Annotated in this window: 17 protein-coding genes, 1 tRNA gene and 3 rRNA genes; 17 read left to right on the top strand and 4 right to left on the bottom strand. The window is 60.0% G+C overall.

The features are described from left to right. The first annotated feature begins 15 nt into the window (after positions 1–15). The 17 genes from ROSERS_RS05815 (at position 16) to ROSERS_RS05895 (ending at position 17,716) form a co-directional block, all read left to right on the top strand. Positions 16–993: an acyltransferase gene (locus ROSERS_RS05815; RefSeq protein WP_011955889.1), complete on the top strand. Its 978-nt coding sequence runs from the start codon at positions 16–18 to the stop codon at positions 991–993. A gap of 145 nt (positions 994–1,138) precedes the next feature. Next, entirely contained in the window at positions 1,139–1,891 is a 753-nt protein-coding gene (locus tag ROSERS_RS05820; protein ID WP_041333116.1) for a glycosyltransferase family 2 protein, read from the top strand. Positions 1,892–1,893: 2 nt separating this feature from the next. Then, positions 1,894–2,985, top strand: a complete 1,092-nt coding sequence (gene wecB / locus ROSERS_RS05825) for a non-hydrolyzing UDP-N-acetylglucosamine 2-epimerase (protein WP_011955891.1) — start codon at positions 1,894–1,896, stop codon at positions 2,983–2,985. Between the two features lie 82 nt (positions 2,986–3,067). Beyond that, positions 3,068–3,445, top strand: a complete 378-nt coding sequence (locus ROSERS_RS05830) for an EamA family transporter (protein WP_041333120.1) — start codon at positions 3,068–3,070, stop codon at positions 3,443–3,445. 222 nt (positions 3,446–3,667) lie between these two features. Next, positions 3,668–5,020, top strand: a complete 1,353-nt coding sequence (locus tag ROSERS_RS05835; RefSeq protein WP_011955893.1) for an NAD(P)/FAD-dependent oxidoreductase — start codon at positions 3,668–3,670, stop codon at positions 5,018–5,020. 23 nt (positions 5,021–5,043) lie between these two features. Further along, entirely contained in the window at positions 5,044–6,510 is a 1,467-nt protein-coding gene (locus ROSERS_RS05840; protein WP_011955894.1) for a sugar transferase, read from the top strand. 14 nt (positions 6,511–6,524) lie between these two features. Continuing rightward, complete coding sequence (locus ROSERS_RS05845; protein WP_011955895.1) at positions 6,525–7,610, top strand: Gfo/Idh/MocA family protein; 1,086 nt, start codon at positions 6,525–6,527, stop codon at positions 7,608–7,610. A 461-nt stretch (positions 7,611–8,071) separates the two neighbouring features. Then, a 16S ribosomal RNA gene (locus ROSERS_RS05850) occupies positions 8,072–9,549 on the top strand. 173 nt (positions 9,550–9,722) lie between these two features. Beyond that, positions 9,723–12,656 (top strand): 23S ribosomal RNA (locus tag ROSERS_RS05855). 66 nt (positions 12,657–12,722) lie between these two features. Then, positions 12,723–12,838, top strand: a 5S ribosomal RNA gene (gene rrf / locus ROSERS_RS05860). Together the 16S, 23S and 5S rRNA genes with 1 tRNA gene alongside form the textbook arrangement of a ribosomal RNA operon. A gap of 5 nt (positions 12,839–12,843) precedes the next feature. After that, positions 12,844–12,918 (top strand) — tRNA-Met (locus tag ROSERS_RS05865). Positions 12,919–13,085: 167 nt separating this feature from the next. Next, entirely contained in the window at positions 13,086–13,841 is a 756-nt protein-coding gene (cofE, locus tag ROSERS_RS05870; RefSeq protein ID WP_011955896.1) for a coenzyme F420-0:L-glutamate ligase, read from the top strand. A 22-nt stretch (positions 13,842–13,863) separates the two neighbouring features. After that, the gene (locus ROSERS_RS05875) at positions 13,864–14,493 is read left to right on the top strand and encodes a nitroreductase family protein (RefSeq protein WP_011955897.1); all 630 of its coding nucleotides are present in this window, start codon (positions 13,864–13,866) and stop codon (positions 14,491–14,493) included. A 19-nt stretch (positions 14,494–14,512) separates the two neighbouring features. Beyond that, positions 14,513–15,457, top strand: coding sequence for a 2-phospho-L-lactate transferase (cofD, locus tag ROSERS_RS05880; protein ID WP_011955898.1), 945 nt, complete (start codon positions 14,513–14,515; stop codon positions 15,455–15,457). Between the two features lie 14 nt (positions 15,458–15,471). After that, positions 15,472–16,140, top strand: coding sequence for a 2-phospho-L-lactate guanylyltransferase (gene cofC, locus ROSERS_RS05885; RefSeq protein ID WP_011955899.1), 669 nt, complete (start codon positions 15,472–15,474; stop codon positions 16,138–16,140). After that, on the top strand, positions 16,110–17,108 hold the full coding sequence (locus ROSERS_RS05890; RefSeq protein WP_011955900.1) for a TIGR03557 family F420-dependent LLM class oxidoreductase: 999 nt from the start codon (positions 16,110–16,112) through the stop codon (positions 17,106–17,108). The genes cofC and ROSERS_RS05890 overlap by 31 nt, the downstream gene beginning before the upstream one ends. A gap of 191 nt (positions 17,109–17,299) precedes the next feature. Continuing rightward, positions 17,300–17,716 carry a PPOX class F420-dependent oxidoreductase gene (locus ROSERS_RS05895; RefSeq protein WP_011955901.1) on the top strand — a complete coding sequence of 139 codons (417 nt, stop codon included), beginning with the start codon at positions 17,300–17,302 and terminating at the stop codon, positions 17,714–17,716. A gap of 35 nt (positions 17,717–17,751) precedes the next feature. Here the strand turns inward: ROSERS_RS05895 and ROSERS_RS05900 are convergent, their stop codons facing one another. The 4 genes from ROSERS_RS05900 to cdaA are packed head-to-tail and all read right to left on the bottom strand — an operon-like array spanning position 17,752 to position 22,591. Beyond that, positions 17,752–20,037 carry a xanthine dehydrogenase family protein molybdopterin-binding subunit gene (locus ROSERS_RS05900; protein WP_011955902.1) on the bottom strand — a complete coding sequence of 762 codons (2,286 nt, stop codon included), beginning with the start codon at positions 20,035–20,037 and terminating at the stop codon, positions 17,752–17,754. Positions 20,038–20,051: 14 nt separating this feature from the next. Then, a complete protein-coding gene (gene gatC, locus ROSERS_RS05905) occupies positions 20,052–20,345 on the bottom strand; it encodes an Asp-tRNA(Asn)/Glu-tRNA(Gln) amidotransferase subunit GatC (RefSeq protein ID WP_011955903.1) in 294 nt (97 codons plus the stop codon). Positions 20,346–20,374: 29 nt separating this feature from the next. Beyond that, the gene (locus tag ROSERS_RS05910; RefSeq protein WP_011955904.1) at positions 20,375–21,730 is read right to left on the bottom strand and encodes a CdaR family protein; all 1,356 of its coding nucleotides are present in this window, start codon (positions 21,728–21,730) and stop codon (positions 20,375–20,377) included. 21 nt (positions 21,731–21,751) lie between these two features. Then, a complete protein-coding gene (gene cdaA, locus ROSERS_RS05915) occupies positions 21,752–22,591 on the bottom strand; it encodes a diadenylate cyclase CdaA (RefSeq protein ID WP_011955905.1) in 840 nt (279 codons plus the stop codon). Positions 22,592–22,615: the final 24 nt, after the last annotated feature.

The following is a 22,615-nucleotide window of genomic DNA, read 5'->3' on the forward strand; positions in this document are numbered from 1 at the left end:
TGTCCGGGTTTGCCTATGTCCGTGCTGTTCGTTGCGCTGATCCTGCTCGCGCCGCCGCCGCTCAAGCCCTGGTTGATGCGCATCCTGCTCGGTGCGCGCATTGGTCGAAATGTGCGTATCGGCTGGTTTGCCGGAATCGCCGCGCATCACATCGCTATCGGCGACGAAAGCGAAATCCGTGCGCTGACATTCATCAGTTGCCACGGTGACGTCATCATCGGGCGCTACTCGATTGTGAGCAGTTTCGTCCTGGCGTATGGTGCGGCAGACCTGATCATCGGCGATCATGCGTATATCGGACCGCAAACCCTTATCAACTGTGATGAGCGTGTCCGGATCGGCGACTACTCCGCACTCGGCGCGCGCTGTATGGTCTACACCCACGGTTCCTTCTTTCCCTACACCGAAGGGTACTGGGTCCGGTTCGGTCCGGTGACGATCGGCAACTATGTGTGGTGCGCAGCCGGTGTGTTTATCCATCCCGGCGTAACCATCGGCGATCACGTTTTTGTCAATTCGCGATCGGTGATCACGCAGGATGTTGCATCCGGCGACGTGCTGGAAGGGTTTCCGGCGCGCACCCTCACAACGATTGACCGCCTGAAACGCACCATGTCGCCGCTGCGCCGCGATGCTGCCGCGCGCCAGATCCTCGACCACTTCGTTGAACTTGGGCTGCGCCGCGAACTGCGCCTCCATCATGTCGAGCAGCGCGATGGACAGGTGCTGTTTCGCTATCGTGGCACGCCATATCTGATCGCCTGCATCCCATCCGCCGCCGACCCGCCTTCCCTCGCCGATCGGCGTGCAGATCGGGTTGTCGCCCTGGTGACACGCCCGGAGTGGACGCCGCCTGCCGGAACAGCGATCTACCCGCTCGATCTGATCACCTGCCGCACCCCGCGCAGCCGCGACCCGATCCATCAAGCGCTGCGCACCTTTCTGATGCGCTACTACGGGATTCAGATCGAATATCTCGACCCCGCGACGTAACGGAATTGTCACGGCACGCCAGACATTCCGTTCATCAACTCGTCATCAGCGCCGTTCATGATGCATCTGTCAACACATCCCATGAGCGCCAGAAAAGATGGCGCTCACCGTTTCCCTCTGGCAGGTCATAAAGAAAGGCGCCGGAATGGATCTTTCGCTGGTCATTCCATGCTTCAACGAGTCGGACAGCATCGATCAGATGCGTGCGCAACTGAACGCCATACGCCCGGAACTGGCGCGGCGCGGCTCGTTCGAGTTAGTGCTGGTCGATGATGGCAGCACCGATGACACCTATGAGCGACTGAAGGCAGCCTTCGCCGATTGGGAGCACGTGCAGATTGCACGACACGAGCGCAATCGCGGGCTTGGCGCTGCGTTGCGCACCGGTTTTGCCCACGCGCGCGGCGAGGTCATTGTAGTGACCGACAGTGACGGCACATATCCTTTCACCACCATTCCCGCCATGCTCGACATGATGACGCCCGACGTCGATATTGTCACATCATCGGCGTATCACCCACAGGGCGGCGTGGAAGGCGTACCCGCCTACCGTCTGTTGTTCAGCCAGGGCGCATCGCTGATCTACCGGTTGCTGGTGAACCGCCACATTCATACGTACACCGCAATGTACCGCGCCTACCGTCGCCGCGTCATCGAGCAGGTTCCGCCGACCCTCGAAGGGTATGTCGTTATGGCGGAAATTCTGGTGAATGCACTGCTGGCGGGGTACCACGTCGTCGAATACCCGGCGGTGTTGCATGTGCGCAAATTCGGTCAGTCGAAAGCGAAAATCTGGCGCATTACAAAATCGCATCTGCGTTTTCAGGCGCACATCCTGCGGCGACGGCTGGCAGGGTTGCTCCGTGCTGCGCCGGTCACAACCGGCAGGGTGAAGTGACAATGAAAACTGTGGTGACCGTGCTGGGAACGCGCCCGGAGATCATCAAACTCTCACCGCTCATCCCGCTGCTGCGCGAGCGATTTCGCCACATCCTGGTGCACTCCGGGCAGCACTATTCCTTCGAGATGGACGCAGTATTTTTCGAGGAGTTGGGTCTGCCAGCGCCCGATTACACCCTGGCGGTCGGTTCGGCATCGCACGGTGAACAAACCGCGCGCATGCTCTCGCGGCTGGAGCCGATCCTGCTTGCAACCCGACCCGATATGGTGCTGGTGCAGGGCGACACCAACACTGCAATGGCTGGCGGGCTCTGCGCCGCCAAACTCAACATTCCGGTCACGCACCTGGAGTCGGGCGGGCGATCCTTCAACCGTCAGATGCCCGAAGAACTCAACCGCATCATTCTCGATCACATCTCGACATTGTTGCTGGCTGCCGATGAAACGGCTGAACGCAACCTGCTGGCGGAAGGGTTGCCGCCGGAGCGGATCCGGATGGTTGGTTCGAGCGTTATCGATGCGGTCGAACGCAACCGGCAGCACGCCCTACGCTCAACCATCCTGCAACGTCTGGAGGTGACCCCCGGCGACTACCTGGTGCTGACGCTACACCGCAGCGAGAATACTACCCCCGACGTATTGCCGGGCATGATCCGCGCGCTCGGAGAACTGGCGGAAGAGCACACTATCATCTTCCTGCTGCATCCGCGCACTGCCGCTGCGATGCGAACCTGTGGCATCGAGATGCCGCGCAGTATTCGTGTGAGCGAGCCGCTGGGGTACCTCGACACCCTCAGGCTGGTCGAACAGGCGCGTGCGCTGTTGACCGACTCTGGCGGATTGCAGGAGGAAGCCGGCGCACTGGGAACGCCGGCGCTCATCCTTCGGAATGAGACTGAGTGGCGCTATCTGGTCGATGCCGGCAGGCATGTGTTGATCGGTAACACCCATGAGTCAATCCTTGCCGGGGCGCGCCGGTGGTTGCAACCAGAGGCGCTTGCCCGACTGCGTGCAGCGCCAGCGCCGATCCGCAGCGGCGCCAGCGAACGCGCAGTGGCGGCGATGATCGACGTTTTAGAAAGCATCGCCTGAATTGCCCAGGAAAGAAAGCACTATGCAAGCAACAAAGGTACAGGCTCATCGGCGTGAACAGAGCGCCTCGAAAGGATCATCGATGACCCCCATGATGCTGACCCTGATACTGATTCTCATCCCGACCGTCACTGGCGTCGCCGGTCAACTGCTGCTGAAGGTCGGCATGTCCCAACTGGGAGCGCTGGAGATCAGCGTCGCCGCGATCCCATCGCTGATCATGCGGATCATCCTTTCGCCCTACATTATCGTCGGTCTGGCGATCTACTTTGGCGGCGTGTTCTTCTGGCTGCTGGCGCTCAACCGCGCCGATCTGAGTTACGTTTATCCTTTCGCCAGTCTCAGTTACGTCTTGATCACGCTGGCATCATGGCTGCTGCTCCACGAAGCAGTTCCACCACTGCGCTGGATCGGGTTGGTGGTCATTTGTATCGGCGTTATGCTGGTTGCGCGGAGTTGAAGCGACATGCAGGCATCCAGAGCCATCATCTCATATGCGCTTCGTCCTTGCCTGGCAGATACACCCGACTGGAGAGCATATCGCTCTCCAGTTCTTGTTTGCACCGGCAGGCTGCTGACAAAGAGTTTATGCACAGTGTTCCTGCGTTCACTCTGATTTCAAAGCTGGCTGGTACAGTACGGCTGTAATAGTGGTAGCCTCCAGTTACAGGAGTTCTCGACCATGCCCACAATCGATATCGTTGGCGGCGGCATCCTCGGGCTTGCACTCGGCTACGACCTGATCAAACGCGGTATTGGCGTGCGAATCTGGGAGCGGAGCCACGAACTGGGCGGTCTCATGGGGCGCACCCGTTTCGATGAACTCGATGGTCTGGAAGTAGACCGCTACTACCACGCTATTCTGAGCAGCGACCGCACGCTGATGCGCCTGTTCGAGGAGTTGGGGCTGCGCAGCGAACTGCGGATGACCGCGACGTCAATGGGGTTCTACCACAACGGTAAACTCTACTCGATGTCAACTCCGCTCGATTTCCTGCGCTTCCCGCCGCTCTCGCCAATTGATCGTTTCCGCCTGGGGCTTGCCATTCTGCGCGCACGCCAGGTGAAGGACTGGCGCGCCCTGGAGCAGATTCCGGTGGTCGAATGGCTCACAAACCTGAGCGGACGGCGAACAGTGGAGCATATCTGGAAGCCGTTGCTGCGCGCCAAATTCGATGGCGGCTTCGACAACGTACCGGCGACCTACATCTGGTCGCGGCTGGTGCGCACGACCGATACCCGCGAGAAGGGTGGCGCAGTCGAGAAGATGTGCTTCCTTCCAGGTGGTTACGCCATGCTCATCGATGCGCTGGCGAAAGCGATCATCGCACGGGGAGGGCGGATTACCACTAGCGTGGCAGTCCAGCAGGTGCGCATAAACAACGGACAGGTGTGCGGGTTGCGGTTGAGCGATGGCGAGATCGCCAGCGATGGTGCAGTTCTGACGTTGCAAACACCAATCGCACGGCGGCTGCTTCCCCCGGAAGCAGCGGATGTCAACGCACGCTGGAGCGCGCTGGAAGACTATCTTGGCATCGTCTGCATGCTCCTGGTGCTACGCCGGTCTCTCTCGCCCTACTACACACTCAACATCACCGATGAGCGCATTCCGTTCACCGGCGTCATCGAAACTACCAATCTGATCGACCGGCAATTCACCAACGGGTATCACCTGGTCTATCTGCCGAAGTATGTCGCACCCGACAATCTCTTCGCTCAGATGAACGATGAAGCGTTGCAACGCTCGTTCCTGGTCTATCTCCGCCAGATGTTCCCCGATCTTCAGACGGAGGATATTGCAGCGCTACGGATCGGACGCGAACGGTATGTCGAACCGCTCCATCCGATCGGTCGCACGGACGATATTCCTCCCTTCACGACTGATATTGCCGGGCTATACCTGGTGAACAGCAGCCAGATCTACCCGCAACTGACGAATGGTGAGGCCGCAGTTGCTCACGCAGCACAGGCGGCGAGGGTCATCGAACAGACGATACCTGTGAATGAGGAATTGCAGCAGGCAATCACAACCTGAAGTGTACACAGGGAGAATCACGGATGGCTATCTATGAAGGGATTGCAACCGCCACACAGCCACGGAGCAGCGCCCGTCGCGTTGATCGGCGGCTTCTACTCGGCATGCTGGTCCTCAATGACATTCTAATCGTACTGACCAGTTTCGCAGTGGCGTATGCAGTGCGTTTCTGGAGCGGACTGCCTTTCTTCAATGAGGGATGGGTCAATCCGCAGTTCTACGCCGCCGTTGTGCTGGCAATGACGCCGGTGTATCTCACCCTTTTCCACATCTACGGGCTGTACAACCCGGTCAACCTGCTCGGCGGCGCAACCGAGTACGCCCGCATGTTCAACGCCGTCACAACAGGAATGTTGCTGGTCATCATCGTCAGTTTCCTGTTCCCAGAGTTTGTCGTTGCACGTGGCTTTCTGCTCCTGTCATGGGGATTGCTGGTCGTCTGCGGTATTAGCGGGCGATTCGTGGCACGTCGTTTTGTCTATGCGCAGCGTCGGGCCGGGCGATTTGTGGATCGCGCTCTGATCATCGGCGCAAACCCGGAAGGGATCGCGATTGCCGAGCAATTGCGCTCAGCAAAAGTCAATGGCATGCATATCATCGGGTTCATCGATGACTACCTTCCTGTGGGAAGCGAGCCAATCCCCGGTGTGCCGGTGTTGAGCACATCAGCATCGTTTGCACTGCAGATCCGCCTCCACGACATCGATACGGTCATCGTCGCCAATACCGCTATGATGCGCGAGCAGTTGCTCTCACTTTACAGCACGCTCGACACCTTTCAGGATGTCGAGGTACGCCTGGCGTCGGGCTTGTTCGAGTTGCTGACAACCGGCGTGCGGGTGCGCGAAGAGGGGTTCGTGCCGCTGCTGGTGCTCAACAAAACCCGCATCACCGGCGTACACTTGATTGCGAAGACCATCCTGGATTACACCATCGCAGCAACTGCGTTGATCGTCCTGCTTCCCTTCTTCATTATTGTCGCGTACCTGATCAAGCGTGACTCTCCCGGGCCGATCATCTACCGGCGACGGGTCGTGGGTCAGGGGCGGCGTGAATTCGATGCCTTCAAACTGCGCACCATGCACGTCGATGGCGACCGGTTGCTCACTCCGGAGCAGAAACGCGAACTCGAAGAACATGGCAAGTTGAAAGACGACCCGCGCATTACCAGGGTCGGCGCATTCCTGCGCAAGTACAGCCTCGATGAACTGCCGCAACTGGTCAACGTACTCCGCGGCGAGATGAGCCTGATCGGTCCGCGCATGATTACACGCCAGGAACTGGAGAAGTTCGGTAAATGGCAACACAACCTCTCGACCGTAAAGCCGGGATTGACCGGTCTGTGGCAGGTAAGCGGTCGCAGTGATCTCTCCTACGAAGATCGGGTGCGCCTCGATATGCACTACATCCGTAACCACACCATCTGGCTGGACCTGCAAATACTCTTCCAGACGATACCGGCACTGCTGACCGGTCGCGGAGCCTACTGACAAGGAGCGATGCCATGGCAAAAATACTTCGGGCAGCACTGATCGGCGCGGGAATCATGGGTCTCAATCACGCGCGCGTCTACTCCGAAATGGAGGATGTCGAACTGGTTGCCGTCGCCGATGTCGATCCGAAAACCGTCTCGCGGTTGGTTCAGCGCTTTCGGGTACATGGTTATACTGACTATCGCGAAATGCTCGAGCGCGAACAACTCGATCTGGTATCGGTCGCAACGCCAACCGAGCATCACTTTACGGTGGCCCGTGACACGTTGCGCGCAGGGGTGGCAACGCTGGTCGAAAAACCGATTGCAGCAACCGTTCAACAGGGCGCTGAACTGACCACACTGGCGCACGAAACGGGCGTCTTGCTCACCGTCGGTCATATCGAGCGGTTCAACCCGGCAATCATCGCCCTGAAAGGGCAACTCGAACACGGCGCGTTGGGGCGTGTGTACCAGATTACGTCGCGTCGCATCGGTCCGTTCCCCAGCCGCATCAAGGATGTCGGCGTCGTTATCGATCTGGCGACGCATGACCTCGACATTATGCACTACCTGACCGACTCGATCGTGATCAAGTTGCACGCCGAGATTGGGCGTCGGTTGCACACCGCACACGAAGATTTGCTCTCAGCCGTCCTGCGCTTCGAGAACGACATTATCGGCATGCTGGACATCAACTGGTTGTCGCCCAACAAAGTGCGCGAACTCTCGGTCATCGGCGAGCGGGGCATGTTCGTTGCCAACTACATCACCCAGGATCTGACCCTCTACGAAAACGATCTGGCGCCATACGGAGCGGAATGGCCGCAAGCAGCGCTTATGGGCGTCACCGAAGGCCGTATGATCCGCTTCAAAGTCAACAAGAAAGAACCGCTGCGCGCCGAACTCGACGCCTTTGCAGCAGCGGTACGAAGTGGCGGACCACCGCCGGTGCGTCCAGAAGATGCACTGCTGGCGCTCATGGTTGCGCAGAAACTGATCGAGTCGGGCGCGTATGGCGAGACGTTGTGCGCGGTCGATGACCATGGCGAGATCTGGGAACCGCTGCAACCGCGCCGTCGTCATCTCGCCGAAATGGAAGCAGGCGCAATCGCCTAGATGATGATGAATGGATGCTCCCGATGCATCAGGCGAGGCGGCAAGGCACGCCGCCTCGCCTTTTTTGCCTTTTTGGCTCTTGACAGACGCCGTGAAACGTGCTATAACACATTGCCCGCAACGATACGACAGCAATCACGCGGGCGCTACGTTGCAAAAAAGAAACTGTCAGCGTGGCGAAACAAGGCGATACACCGCTTGACAGCAATGAGAAAGCATGGTATAGTATCGCTCGTTGTCAATTACACGTCTCATCCAAAGGAGAGACGCACGACGTGAGCGGCTAGCGCCAAACGAGGACGCGACAGGGGAAGACAACCCGCTGTCGCCAGGCCGGTCGAACCGCAAGGCAGACCGCCTGGTTTTTTATCGCCGCGCGCCAGCCGTCGGCACCTTCACAACTGAACCGTGACATCCATCCGTGTCGGGCGCTCCGGCGGAGCGCACCCCGCTCCGCCCATCCAATGAAGAGTTTGATCCTGGCTCAGGACGAACGCTGGCGGCGTGCCTAATGCATGCAAGTCGCACGCACCCGCTTCGGCGGGTGAGTGGCGCACGGCTGAGTAACACGTGGGAACCCGCCCCCCGGTGGGGGATAACGCGACGAAAGTTGCGCTAATCCCGCATACGTCCTTCGGGGGAAAGCGCAGTGCGCGCCGGGGGAGGGGCCTGCGGCCCATCAGGTCGTTGGTGGGGTAAGGGCCTACCAAGCCGATGACGGGTAGCTGGTCTGGGAGGATGACCAGCCAGACTGGGACTGAGACACGGCCCAGACTCCTACGGGAGGCAGCAGCAAGGAATTTTCGGCAATGGGCGCAAGCCTGACCGAGCAACGCCGCGTGCGGGATGACGGCCTTCGGGTTGTAAACCGCTTTTCGGGGGGACGACCCTGACGGTACCCCCGGAATCAGCCCCGGCTAACTCTGTGCCAGCAGCCGCGGTAAGACAGAGGGGGCGAGCGTTGTCCGGAGTCACTGGGCGTAAAGCGCGCGCAGGCGGCAACCTAAGTGTCGTGTGAAAGCCCCCGGCTCAACCGGGGGAGGCCATGGCAAACTGGGTCGCTCGAGCTGCGGAGAGGCCCCTCGAATTGCCGGTGTAGCGGTGAAATGCGTAGAGATCGGCAGGAAGACCAAGGGGGAAGCCAGGGGGCTGGCCGCAGGCTGACGCTGAGGCGCGACAGCGTGGGGAGCAAACCGGATTAGATACCCGGGTAGTCCACGCCGTAAACGATGACCACTCGGCGTGTGGCGACTATTGACGTCGCGGCGCGCCCTAGCTCACGCGATAAGTGGTCCGCCTGGGAACTACGAGCGCAAGCTTAAAACTCAAAGGAATTGACGGGGGCCCGCACAAGCAGCGGAGCGTGTGGTTTAATTCGACGCAACCCGAAGAACCTTACCCAGACTGGACATGACGGTGCAGACGGCGGAAACGTCGTCGCCTGCGAGGGTCCGTCACAGGTGCTGCATGGCTGTCGTCAGCTCGTGTCGTGAGATGTTGGGTTAAGTCCCGCAACGAGCGCAACCCCTGCGGTTAGTTACCCGTGTCTAACCGGACTGCCCTTCGGGGAGGAAGGCGGGGATGACGTCAAGTCCGCATGGCCCTTACGTCTGGGGCGACACACACGCTACAATGGCGCCGACAATGCGTCGCTCCCGCGCAAGCGGATGCTAATCGCCAAACGGCGCCCCAGTGCAGATCGGGGGCTGCAACTCGCCCCCGTGAAGGCGGAGTTGCTAGTAACCGCGTATCAGCCATGGCGCGGTGAATACGTACCCGGGCCTTGTACACACCGCCCGTCACGTCATGGGAGTTGTCAATGCCTGAAGTCCGCCAGCTAACCGGTTTCCGGAGGCAGCGGCCGAGGGCAGGGGCAGCGACTGGGACGAAGTCGTAACAAGGTAGCCGTACCGGAAGGTGCGGCTGGATCACCTCCTTTCTAGGGACACAGCGGCTGAGACCGCAGCACGCGCCCGCCACGGCGCGGATGTCACGGTTCAGGGGTGAAGGCGCCCCCCCGACCCGTCGGTCGGCGGTGCACCTTGACAAGTGCAGATCAGGACACCTTTATCATAACGGATGCAGAACGCCGGGCACGTCGAGCGTTCCAGCAGGGAAGACAGAAGGAGCACACGGAGGATGCCTCGGCGCTGCGCGCCGATGAAGGACGCGGCAAGGCGGCGATATGCGTGGGGGAGCCGCGTGCAGGCTGTGATCCCACGATCTCCGAATGGGGCAACCCGTCCGTTCCGACGGACACCGCCAATGGCGGAGGGCACCGGGGGAACTGAAACATCTCAGTACCCCGAGGAAGAGAAAGCATCCCCGTAGTAGTGGCGAGCGAACCGGGGGCAGCCTAAACCACGACCGTGGCAAGGAGGCAGCCGTTGCGGTCGTGGGGTTGCAGGGAGAGACCCGAGGGGGCTGCCTTCCCCCTCCACGCGCGTGATGCGTCAGACGAAGCCGACTGGAAAGCGGCGCCGGAGAGCGTGACAGCCGCGTAGTCGACGGCGCGTCCGCGCGTGAGTCTCTTGCCTGAGTAGCGCCGGACACGAGCAACCCGGCGTGAAGCGGGGGCGACCACGCTCCAAGGCTAACTACGCGCAGCGACCGATAGTGGACCAGTACCGTGAGGGAACGGTGAAAAGCACCCCGGCGAGGGGAGTGAAAGAGAACCTGAAACCGTGTGCTTACACGCAGTCGGAGCCTCCTTCGGGAGGTGACGGCGTGCCTTTTGGAGTATGATCCGGCGAGTTGCCCTCTGTGGCCCGGTTAAGGCAGTCACAGCCGGAGCCAGAGCGAACGCGAGTCTGAACAGGGCGCACGGTCGCAGGGGGCAGACCCGAAACCGCTTGAGCTACCCATGGGCAGGGTGAAGCGCGCGTAACGGCGCGTGGAGGCCCGCACCGGTGTGGATTGCAAACCGCTCGGATGACCTGTGGGTAGGGGTGAAATGCCAATCGAAAGCGGAGATAGCTGGTTCTCCCCGAAATGCATTGAGGTGCAGCCTGCGGCAGGGGCGCGCGGAGGTAGAGCGCTGGTGTGGTGCGGGGGCTTCACCGCCTGCCAAACGACGCCAAACTGCGAATGCCGCGCGGTCGCCCGCAGAGTGAGACGTGCGGCGCAAACGTTGTACGTCGAGAGGGAAACAACCCAGACCTGCAGCTAAGGTCCCGAAATCGACCCTGAGTGGGAAAGGATGTGGCGGTGCGCAGACAACCAGGAGGTTGGCTTAGAAGCAGCCATCCTTGAAAGAGTGCGTAACAGCTCACTGGTCGAGTGCCGCTGCGCCGACAATCCAGCGGGGCAAAGGGTCGTACCGAAGCTCAGGACCGTCAGGGTGGTAGGGGAGCGTCGTGGACGCGGCGAAGCGGCGGCGGAAGCCAGCCGTGGAGCGTCGACGAGTGCGAATGCCGGAACGAGTAACAGAGAAGCGGGGTGCGAACCCCCGCCACCGGAAGCCTGAGGGTTCCGCCGCAAGGGTGATCCGCGGCGGGTTAGTCGGGCCTAAGGGGATGCGCAAGCAGCACCCGATGGACAACAGGTAGACAGTCCTGTACCAGGAATGGGCCGTTTGACGGATGCGGGACGCTGAGGGGTAGGCGCGGCGGTCAGACGAGGACCGTCCAAGCCGGTAGGGAGACGGCGGAGGCAAGTCCGCGCCGTCGCTGACCGAGAGGCGAGTGCGAGCGGGCGCCATCCGGCGCACCGCAAGCGCGCTGAACCCGAACAGCCGAGAAAGGCCTGCTACGGAGGACCATTCCTGCCCGTACCGCAAACCGACACAGGTAGGCTGGCTGAGGAAGCTCAGGTGGACGAGTGATCCCTGGTTAAGGAACTCGGCAAATTGACCCCGTACCTTCGGAAGAAGGGGTGCTCGGGGGGTGAACTCCGTCCGGAGGGAGCCCCGCCGAGTCGCAGCAAAGCGGCCCAGGCGACTGGTTACCAGAACCACAGGTCCGTGCTGAAGCCGAAAGGCGACGTATACGGGCTGATGCCTGCCCAGTGCCGGAAGGTTAAGGGGAGGGCTGCACGGTCTGAACCGAAGCCCCGGTGAACGGCGGCTGTAACTATAACAGTCCTAAGGTAGCGAAATTCCTTGTCGGGTAAGTTCCGACCCGCACGAAAGGCATCACGATCTGGGCAGTGTCTCGACCAGGGGCTCGGTGAAACTGCGCTGGCCGTTAGGACGCGGCCAACCCGTAGCAGGACAAAAAGACCCCGTGGAGCTTTACTACAGCTTGCCATTGTGCGCGCTCCGCGCTTGCGTAGGATAGGTGGGAGCCGGAGAACGCGCCCTTGCGGGGGCGCGGGAGGCGCCGGTGAAATACCACTCTGGCGCGGCGTGCGCCCTCACCCGTGGAGCACGGGGACCGTGGCTGGCGGGTAGTTTGTCTGGGGCGGACGCCTCCTAAAAGGTAACGGAGGCGCGCAACGGCGCCCTCAGGCGGGATGGCAATCCGCCGTGGAGTGCAAAGGCAGAAGGGCGCTTGACTGCAAGGCGGACATGCCGCGCAGAGACGAAAGTCGGCCTTAGTGATCCTACGGTACCGCGTGGAAGGGCCGTAGCATAACGGATAAAAGCTACCCCGGGGATAACAGGCTGATCGTGCCCAAGAGTTCACATCGACGGCACGGTTTGGCACCTCGATGTCGGCTCGTCGCATCCTGGGGCTGGAGTCGGTCCCAAGGGTTGGGCTGTTCGCCCATTAAAGCGGCACGCGAGCTGGGTTCAGAACGTCGTGAGACAGTTCGGTCTCTATCCGCTACGGGCGCATAGTGGCGTGCGGGGAGCTGCTCTTAGTACGAGAGGACCGGAGTGGACGGACCGCTGGTGGAGGAGTTGTGGGGCGGCCCGCAGGCTCCGTAGCCATGTCCGGAGGCAAGAACCGCTGAAAGCATCTAAGTGGGAAATGCCCCCCAAGATGACGCCACTCACGGCAACAGGCCGGTAAGTCCCCCGGCAGACGACCGGGAAGGCGGCGCCAGCTGGAGGCCCCGTGAGGGGTAGAGGCGAGGCGTGCGCATGGACGAGGGCTTCCCTGCTGGGACGCCGGACGTGACGGCGCTGCACCCGGAGAAAAGGTGTGCTGATCCGCCCCCCTGCACCAGTGGCGTGCGTGACGCGCCGCGGACCCACCCCGCGCCATCCCGAACCGGGTCGTGAAACGCGGCAGCGCCGATGGTACTGGCGGGACGCCCGCCGGGAGAGTAGGTCCGTGCGCCGCAGCACCGCGGCGTGGAGCAGTGGCAGCTCGTCGGGCTCATAACCCGAAGGTCGGTGGTTCGAATCCACCCGCCGCTACCACGTGTTGACGGCTTACAGAGCAACTGTAAGCCGTCTGTTTTTTTAATTTCTCCTCGGATGTCACAGACTCCTCGCCGTGAAGCGTGTTTTGCAGAAGACAAACCTTTACTCTTTGTCACGTGGTACAATGTCTGACGCTTCATCATCTGTATCGAGGCATTCATCCAATGAACGATGGTATTCGTATCATCCCTGTTCGCGGCATCGGCGATGTGCAGCCTGGTGATGACCTCGCCAGCGTTCTTGTCGGTGCACTTACGCGCAACGATATCGTGTTGGAGAATGGGGATGTGCTGGTCGTTACCCAGAAGATTGTTTCTAAAGCGGAAGGTCGCCTGGTAAATCTGCAAACAGTCGAGCCGTCGCATCTGGCGCGTATGGCTGCGTTGCAGGGGCGAAAAGATGCAGCATACTACGAAGTGGTGTTGCGCGAGAGCCGACGTATTGTCAGGATGGATCGTGGTGTGCTGATTACTGAAACTCACCACGGGTTTATCTGCGCGAATGCTGGAGTCGATGAGTCGAATGTGGCGGGCGGGCGTTTTGTGACGTTGCTGCCGACCGATCCGGATGCGTCAGCGGCGCGCTTGCGTCAGGCACTGCTTGAACGCTACAATCTTGAGGTGGCAGTTATTATTTCGGATACATTTGGGCGTCCATGGCGCGAAGGGCAGGTAAATGTCGCAATTGGCGCCGCAGGCATTGCGCCACTGGTTGATTATGCAGGTCAGCAGGACGCATATGGCTATACCCTGCACGCAAGCGTCATCGCGGTAGCTGATGAGTTGGCTTCGGCTGCGGAGTTGGTGATGGGAAAGGCGGATCAGATACCTGTCGCGGTTGTGCGAGGGTATCGTGTTGTGCACTCCGATGTGGGTGCACGAGCATTGATTCGTGCGCCCGAACGCGATCTGTTTCGTTAAGACACATAAGACATGGACGGCGATGTCTGGTGAAGCAAACCGTTTGTCACTCTCGCTGGCAGACATTATTCGTGGACGTCGGTCGGTGCGCCGACTGGCGGATCGCCCTGTTCCACGCGATGATGTTCTGGCAATACTGGAAGCTGCTCGCTGGGCGCCGTCGCCGCATGGACGGCAACCCTGGCGTTTTGTGGTATTGACCCGCGCTGAACCTAAGCGCATCCTGGCTGAAGCTATGGGCGCCGAGTGGCGACGACAACTCGCTCTCGATGGTCAGGACGAGGCTATTATCGAGTTGCGTGCGCAGGCGTCGTATAAGCGCATTACTGGTGCTCCGGTGGTCATTCTGCCATGTCTCTACACTGTCGATCTCGATGTGTATCCTGATGCACTGCGCAACGCTGTCGAAACGACGATGGCAGTGCAGAGTCTTGGATGCGCCATCCAGAATATGCTGCTGACAGCGTATTCACTGGGACTGGACTGCGGCTGGATGTGCGCACCGTTGTTCTGTCCGACGGTCGTGACGACGGCGCTCGATCTCGATCCTGCGCTTACACCCCATGCTCTGATTACGGTCGGGTATGCTGCGGTCGAACCGGTGCGCCGGGAGCGATTGCCGCTTGATGCCTTAATCGTCCTCTTTGACTGATATAAGATAGGGTCTCCTCATGATTGTCGTGCTTGCGGGTGGCGTCGGGGCTGCCCGTTTTCTTGAAGGTCTGGTGCAGGTTGCGCCACCGGAGGAAATCGTTGCGATCATTAACACCGGCGACGACATGGTCTTTCACGGATTGCATGTGTCGCCGGATATCGATATTGTCACGTACACGCTGGCAGGTATTGTCGATGAGTCGCAGGGATGGGGAGTGCGCGACGATACTACGCATACGCTGTCGATGCTTGCGCAGTTGGGCGCAGAAACATGGTTCAAACTCGGCGATCGTGATCTGGCGGTGCATATCCGTCGCACCGAGTTGTTGCGGGCGGGGTGGACGCTCTCTGAAGTAACGGATGCATTTCGTCGTGCATTGAAGGTGGGTGTCCGGCTTCTGCCTATGAGTGATGATCAGGTGGCGACTGAGATTTGCACTCCGGTGGGTTGGCTGCATTTTCAGCAGTATCTGGTGCAACGCCGCGCACGTGATGAGGTGCTTGGGGTGCGTTTCATCGGCATCGACCGGGCGCGCCCGGCGCCGGGAGTGATCGAGGCGTTGCAGCAGGCAGACGCGGTGATCATTGCACCGAGCAATCCGGTCGTCAGTGTCGGTACAATCCTGGCGGTGCCCGGTATGCGTGATGCAGTTACTTCTACACCGGCGCCGGTTGTGGCAGTCAGCCCGATCGTGGCAGGCGCGCCAATCAAGGGTCCGGCAGCGCCGCTCATGCGTGCGGTTGGGCTGGACGTGTCTGCACGTGGTGTGGCGGTTTGCTACCGTGGCGTGATTGACACACTGATTATTGATCAGGCTGATGCCGGGCTGGCTGACGAGATCCGCGCATTTGGCATAGAGGTGGTGGTTACCGATACCATCATGCACGGACGCGCCGCGAAGCGTCGCCTGGCGGAAACGACTCTGAGCGCAGCAAGAACCGCAACCCGTCGCCGACCGTAAGAGAAAAGAGTTGCATGGTCATCCACGCGATTGTTCCGGTAAAGGAATTGCACAGGGCGAAACAGCGTCTCGCGCGTGTACTCGACGCGCATGAACGGCGGGCGTTGTCGCTGGCGATGCTCAATGATGTGCTGGTCGCATTATCGTACTCGCCGGTCAGTCGCATCATCGTGATCGGTCGTGATGTGGAAACGGGTCATACAGCGCGCGCTCACGGCGCTGCATTTGTGATAGATCAATCCGCCGCTCTCAACGATGCATTGCATCAGGCTGCAGCGGATATACCCGATCATGCTGCAGCGCTGGTGGCGCCGTCCGATCTGCCGCTTCTTGGTGCGGAGGATGTCATAGCACTGACCTGCATATCTGGCGACAAGCCGGGAGTAGCAATTGCACCGGCTCACGATGGTGGAACGAACCTTCTCCTTGTGAGTCCTGTGGTGGGATGGACGTTTCTCTTTGGTCCTGATAGTCTCACGCATCATATCGCAGCAGCAAGACAGCGTCATCTGCCGGTGCATCTGCTGCGTCTACCGCATCTCGAACGGGATATTGACGACATCGACGATCTGATCTGGCTGGCGCAACAACCCGGCGATACGTCGGCGCAACGCCTGGCAAGGATGTTTCTGGAGCGCAAAGGAGCACAGCTATGGCAATCATCGGATATGCCGCCGCATTAGAGCAGTTTCATCCGAACGATCTGCTGGCATACTGTCAACTTGCCGAACGGCACGGATTCAAAGGTGTGATGGCAGCCGATCATTTCCAGCCATGGGTGCCGCAACAGGGTCATAGCGCCTTTGTCTGGAGCTGGATGGCAGCGCTTGGCGCAACGACCTGCACGCTGACGTTTGGTCCGGGCGTGACCTGTCCATCGTTTCGATACCATCCGGCAATTGTTGCGCAGGCGGCTGCCACGCAGGCAGCGATGACCCCCGGTCGTTTCTGGCTGGGATTGGGAAGTGGTGAAGCGCTGAATGAACGGGTGGTCGGCGGCGTCTGGCCCGAGCCGCACATCCGCTTGCAGATGCTCCAGGAGGCGGTTGGCATCATCAAGAAGTTGTTCACCGGAAAAGTTGCCCGCCACGACGATGGCAGGTATTTCAAAATGGAGCGCGTTCGCCTGTGGACGTTGCCGCCGACCCCGCCGCCGATCTATATCGCAACTGCCGGACCGGTGACTGCTGAATGGGCGGGAAGAGAGTGCGACGGGATCATTACGCCTGGGGCGAGTCTCGACAAACTGCGCATGCTGCTGGGAAAGTTCGAGGAGGGGGCGCGAAAAGCCGGAAAGGACCCGGCACGGATGCCCAAACTGCTCCAGTTGCATATGTCGTGGGCGGAAACCTACGAGGAGGCGATGCAGAACGCATTGACCGAGTGGCCCAACGGCGGGATGCCCTTTCCCAAACAGGATATTCGCAGCCCGGAAGATTTCGCCGAAATTGCGAAGCTCGTCCGGCCCGAAAACTATAAGAATCGCATGCTCATCTCCGCTGATCTCGATGAACATCGCGCGTATATTCAGCAATTCGTCGATCTTGGCTTCGATGAAATTCATGTGCATAATGTCGGGCGGAATCAGGAGCAGTTCATCAAAGCCTTCAGCGAACAGGTTATTCCGCGCCTGAACGCATCATCAACGTAAGTTGCGTGGTAGCATAATTCTGGCTCTGCCATAGCCTGCGGCAGCGTGGTCTTCACGATCAAGGCGCAGCGCGCTGTGTCCCGCCTGCGCCTCGCGCGGGCAACCGCGTAAGTCGCATAATTTAACACGGGTTACGCGATGCAATCCTACAGAATCGCATCAAAGCCTGATAGATGATAATGGAGCGCGCTATGCCTGACTCTGCGGCACACGTCGCGGCGATCCCGGAGTCGCACCGCGACCTGCTCGAACGACCGTTGATCATGATCCTGGCGACGACCTTGCCTGATGGTACACCACAGGCAACGCCGGTCTGGTTCCATTTTGAAGAAGGGTACATTTACCTGAATACCGCCGTTGGTCGGCTCAAGGATCGCGCCATCCGGGCGAACCCCTATGTGGCGCTGGTGGTGGTCGACCCGGAGAATATCTACCGTTATATTCAGGTGCGCGGCCCGGTTGTCGAGATTAATGAAGAACAGGGGCGCGCCCACATCGACTACCTGGCGTGGCGATATACCGGCGCGGAGCGGTACACGTCGAACCCGCCGGATCAGCGGCGGGTTCGGTTCAAGATTGCGCCAGAGAAGATCAATGTGATGGGGTGACACGCCCTACCATACCATGGAAGCTATGCTCCGGTTTATGCCTGTGCTTCCTGCATTGCGCGCCAGAGCGCTTCCGCCCGGATTGGCAGTTCAGTCATGCGGACGCCGGTTGCATCGCGGATAGCGTTGGCGATCGCGGCAGCGCCTGCAGTGATCGGGGGTTCACCGACTCCGCGTGCGCCGAATGGACCGTGAGGCGACGGGTTTTCCACCAACACCGCCTCGATGTCTGGAACCTGATCGAACGCTGGCAGGTTGTAATCCATGAAACTGGCCGTCAGCAACTGACCGTACTCGTCATAGATCATCGCCTCGTATAGTCCCCAACCGATGCCCTGCACCGAGCCGCCATGGATCTGCCCGGCAACCATTGTCGGGTTGAGGGCGAAGCCAACGTCCTGAACGGCAACGTACTGCTTCAGCGTCACCTGGCCGGTTTCAGGATCGACGTGAACCTTTGCCAGGTGCGCCACGAAGCCCGGTGCATTCTCAGAAACCGCAGCGCTCCCTTCCGCAATGATCGGACCCGGTCCGCCTGCCTTGCTTTCGGCAATTGCTGCCAGTGTGCCGATCGAGACGGCTTTGTCGGGAAAGCCCTTCACGCTCACCATTCCATTGCGGAGTTCGAGGTCGGCGACGCTGGCTTCGAAGTGATCGGCAGCAACCTCGAACAGCTTCTCACGCACAGCGCGTGCAGCCTTTGCGACCGCCCCCGCAACGCTGTAGGTCGTCTGACTGCCGCCGGAGGGACCGGCAAACGGACCACTGCGGGTATCGCCCTGAATGAGTTCAATCTGTTCGGGGGGAATGTCGAGAATCTCGGCGGCGACAAGCACGAGTGAAGAGTTGACTCCGGAAATATCAACCGATCCGACATGGACGCGCACTGTGCCGTCAGTATCCACGCGGCAGACGGAAGCCGCAGGCGACATACCGCAGGGCCATCCGCCAATGGCGATGCCGACGCCTTCGTTCGGTCCGACCTGCCGATCCTTCCAGGCAGGATGGTCGCGCAACCGTTCCAGCACCAGTTTCAGACCGATATGGGGCCAGGGATCGTTGTTGCCCATAGGATCGCCAGTTTCAGCCGCGTTTTGCAATCGGAACGTGAGCGGATCACGACCGAGAGCGCGCGCCAGGTCTTCGATCGTCGATTCGATGGCAAAGGTGGCAGTTGGCGCGCCAGGAGCGCGATAGGCGCCTGCCTGCGGTTTGTGTGTCAACACTTCATAGCAGTCGATCCGCAGATTGGGGCATTTGTAGTAACCGCCGAGCAGAATACTGACAATTCCGCCCAGCGTAAAGGGGAACACCCCGTTGTCCATCAGCACGCGCGCCTGTATTGCCGTCAGCGTGCCGTCGGCGCGTGCACCGACCTTCAGTTCCACGATCGCGGCAGGTGAAGGCGTGGTGGAAAGAAAATCCTCGGTACGGGTCAGCACCATGCGGACGGGGCGTTTGAGCGTGACGGCCACCGCCGCAACCAGCGGATCGATAATACCGTACTTGGCGCCAAAACCGCCGCCAATCGTCATCGGAACGACGCGCACCTTGTGCTTTGGCAACGACAGAAGACGCGCTACCTCGTCGCGCACGCTGAACTGACCCTGCGTGCTGGTATACACAGTCACGCCGCCACGGTAGGGATCGGGTTCGGCAACCGACGCGTGCGGCTCCAGATACCCCTGATGCACCATCGGCGTGCGGTACACCCGTTCGATGACGACATCGGCTTCGGCGAAACCGCGTTCAACATCTCCGCGCGCAAAATGAACTTCATCGTGAATATTCGAAGGTGCGCCGGTCGTTTCCTGTTCACCCTTGTCTACTGCGGCATGCGCTGCGGTCAGGTCGGCGCCTTCTTTGGGCAACCCTTCGGGCCAGATAACCGGTGCATCAGGGGCGGCTGCCTTCCGCACATCGACAATTGGCGGCAGCGGCTCATACTCGACGACCACGCGATCGGCAGCGTCGCGCGCTGCCGCCTCGGTTTCGCCAACCACCACGACAACCGGTTGACCGCGCCAGAGGACACGATCTTTTGCCAGAACAGCGCTGTGGCGTGAATTGACTGCCCGGTCGCGCGTTGGCAGGTCGTCGGCGGTCAACACAGCGACGACGCCGGGAACAGCCTGAGCGGCGCTCCTATCAATAGCGACAATCCGGGCGTGGGCGTAGGGACTCAAGACCAGACACGCATGCAACATGCCGGGGAGCGACAGATCACCCGCATACTTTGCATTGCCGGTGATCTTCTCCAACCCTTCGATCAAACGATGACCCTTGCCGAGATAGCGAAACGTCGATCCATTGTGCGACACAGGTTTCCTCGCTTCTACTCTTCCTCAAAAATTGCACGGACACGGAACATGCCATCCTGCTGCTCAGGAGCGTTTGCCAGCGCCTGTTCATGCGGCAGCGACGGGCGAATCTCATCCTCGCGCAGAACATTGACCAGATCGGTGACCTGCGCTGTGGGCGGCACTGCGCTGACATCGATCTGTTGCAGCATTTGAAAATGGTCGAGAATGTTGGACAGTTGATCGCGCATCTTCTCCAGTTCGGCAGGAGAGAGACGCAGGCGCGCCAGTCGCGCCACGTGTTCAACATCTTGCAGGGTGAGTGCCATCGTTTTCTTTCCTCCTGTGATCTGGATGTCTATGGCGTTGTTGATGTGGGTGTCATAGTTGGCGTCGGTGCAGGTTCCGCAGTGCCTGGCGTCGCCGTTGGTTGGGTATCGATGTCAGGGGTTGCCAGCGGTTCAGGTGTTGATGTAGGCGGCAGACGAAGTGTGACGAAAACGCGCGGCGCCGGCGGAACCAGAGTCACTCCCTCCGGTAGCGAGAATGTTGGTTCGAGTTCATAGGTTCCGGGTCCCAACCCGCGAACATTGATCACGCCAAGCAGTTGTGCGCTGGACAATGCTTCAAGTTGTGGCGATGATCCCGCCACGGTAACGGACACAATACCCGGGCTGAGCGATGCGAGCAAGCCATCACTGATGCCGATAACCTGCACCGATGCCGGTACAGTCACCTGAAACGGTCGGTTGATTGGCACGATTGTGACCGTCACAACCACCTCTGTCGGTTCGCCGAAGCGCAACTGGGTGCCGCGCGGCAGTATGAGTCCTACCGTGCGGGTCAACGTTTGTGAAGCGCCGGTAATATCGACATCCGCAGTCACAACATTCTCTGCATCATCGAGCGGTCCTGAACTGCCGGTCAGCGTTACCAGCAGCGGTGAGACTGACACACCGGCAACGATAGAGCCGCTGGCTGGAACGCCGGTGACCGAGGGCACAACTGGCACACGTTTGAGACCAACACTCGAAATGATCGGCACCAATACATCGACAGTCGCCGGGTCAACGGTCACGCCAGCGATTGGTTGACCGTTGGCATCGACCGGTTCGAGTGTTCGTGGTGAATTATAATTTGCCGTCAGGCGGTCGATATCGACACGCGCACGCACCATAGCCACTCGTTCGACGCGTCCTTGAGGTCCACGCACCGTAACGCTGGTGACGGGTTGTCCACGCGATGTGACCTGTGGTGTACGCGCCTCGAAACCGAATGGCACGATGCCGGTTGTTTCGACGGTCAGCGCCACCGTTCGGGTGATTTCCTGATCCAGACGAATGAGCAGATATTCGGGTTCAGCGCTTGCCCGCAGACGAAGTGAGCGCGTCGTCACCACATTGACCGGCACATTATGCTCGCCTGGTCCGCGCCCGGTAAGATCCACAAAGGGACGCAGATCGCTGACGCGCACATTCCGTACCGTTTCATCATCCGCCAGAACGGTAATATCGACTTCGGGGCGCTGGATGCGTGGCAGACCTTCCTTGTCGATCACGACCAGCCCGGGCGCCAGACCTTCAATATCGACCGGCACATTATCATAGGCAATCGACCGATCCGGATTCTGCGTGTAGGATACGAACACCCACAGCGTAAATGCCAGGATGAGCGCCAGCAGGAAACGTAAAGCCGGAGTGTTCAGAAAATCCACGATGACGACCTTTCGAGCGCTCTAGTTTTTTAGCGCCTCATCGAGTTGCACCTTGAGCAAACCTGCCAGCATGTTTCGCAGGCGCGCTTCATTCAGATAACTCACCATACGCCCGTCGTGCACCAGCGAAATCGCACCGGTTTCTTCAGAAACCACCACTGCAATCGCATCGGATTGTTCGGAGATGCCTTTCGCCGCACGATGGCGTGTGCCGAGACGCCGTGGTCCGACAATATCTTCACTGAGCGGCAGAACAACGTTCGCAGCCAGGATTCGATTGCCACGCACAATGACTGCCATATCGTGCAGCGGCGCGTTGGGATAGAAGATATTGAGCAGGAGCGGCACCGCGAGTCGTGCATCGAGAATGACGCCGCGATCGGCATACTCCTGTAGTCCGGTCTCACGCTCGATCACCATCAACGCGCCGATGCCTTGCTGCGAGAGTTGCTGCGCGGCGCGCGAGATGCCGATCACCGTTTCGATCAACTCCGACCGGTTGGAGCGCGAGAACGGTCGTCCAAGCAAATCATTGGTGCGCCCCAGGCTTTCCAGTGCGCGACGCAACTCAGGCTGGAACAACACCGGAATAGCCACAATCAATGCCGGTTGGATCGCATTCTCGATCAGCCAGCGGAGCGTCTCGAGCGGCAAGACCGAACTCAGCGCAATCGAAATCGCAAGCAGAATGCCAAAACCGCGCAGCAACTGCACGGCGCGCGTGCCGCGAATAACGCCGAGCAGCCAGTAAAAGATCAGTGCGACGATCGCAATATCAAGCAGTGCGCGCGGGTCAACGAAGGGATTGAGGCGATCGGCGAGGCGACTGATCCACTCCAGGATGCTACGAATGTCGGGCATAGCGTTCCATCGGTGCAAGGCAAT

This window comes from Roseiflexus sp. RS-1 (assembly GCF_000016665.1).
Taxonomy (GTDB): Bacteria; Chloroflexota; Chloroflexia; order Chloroflexales; family Roseiflexaceae; genus Roseiflexus.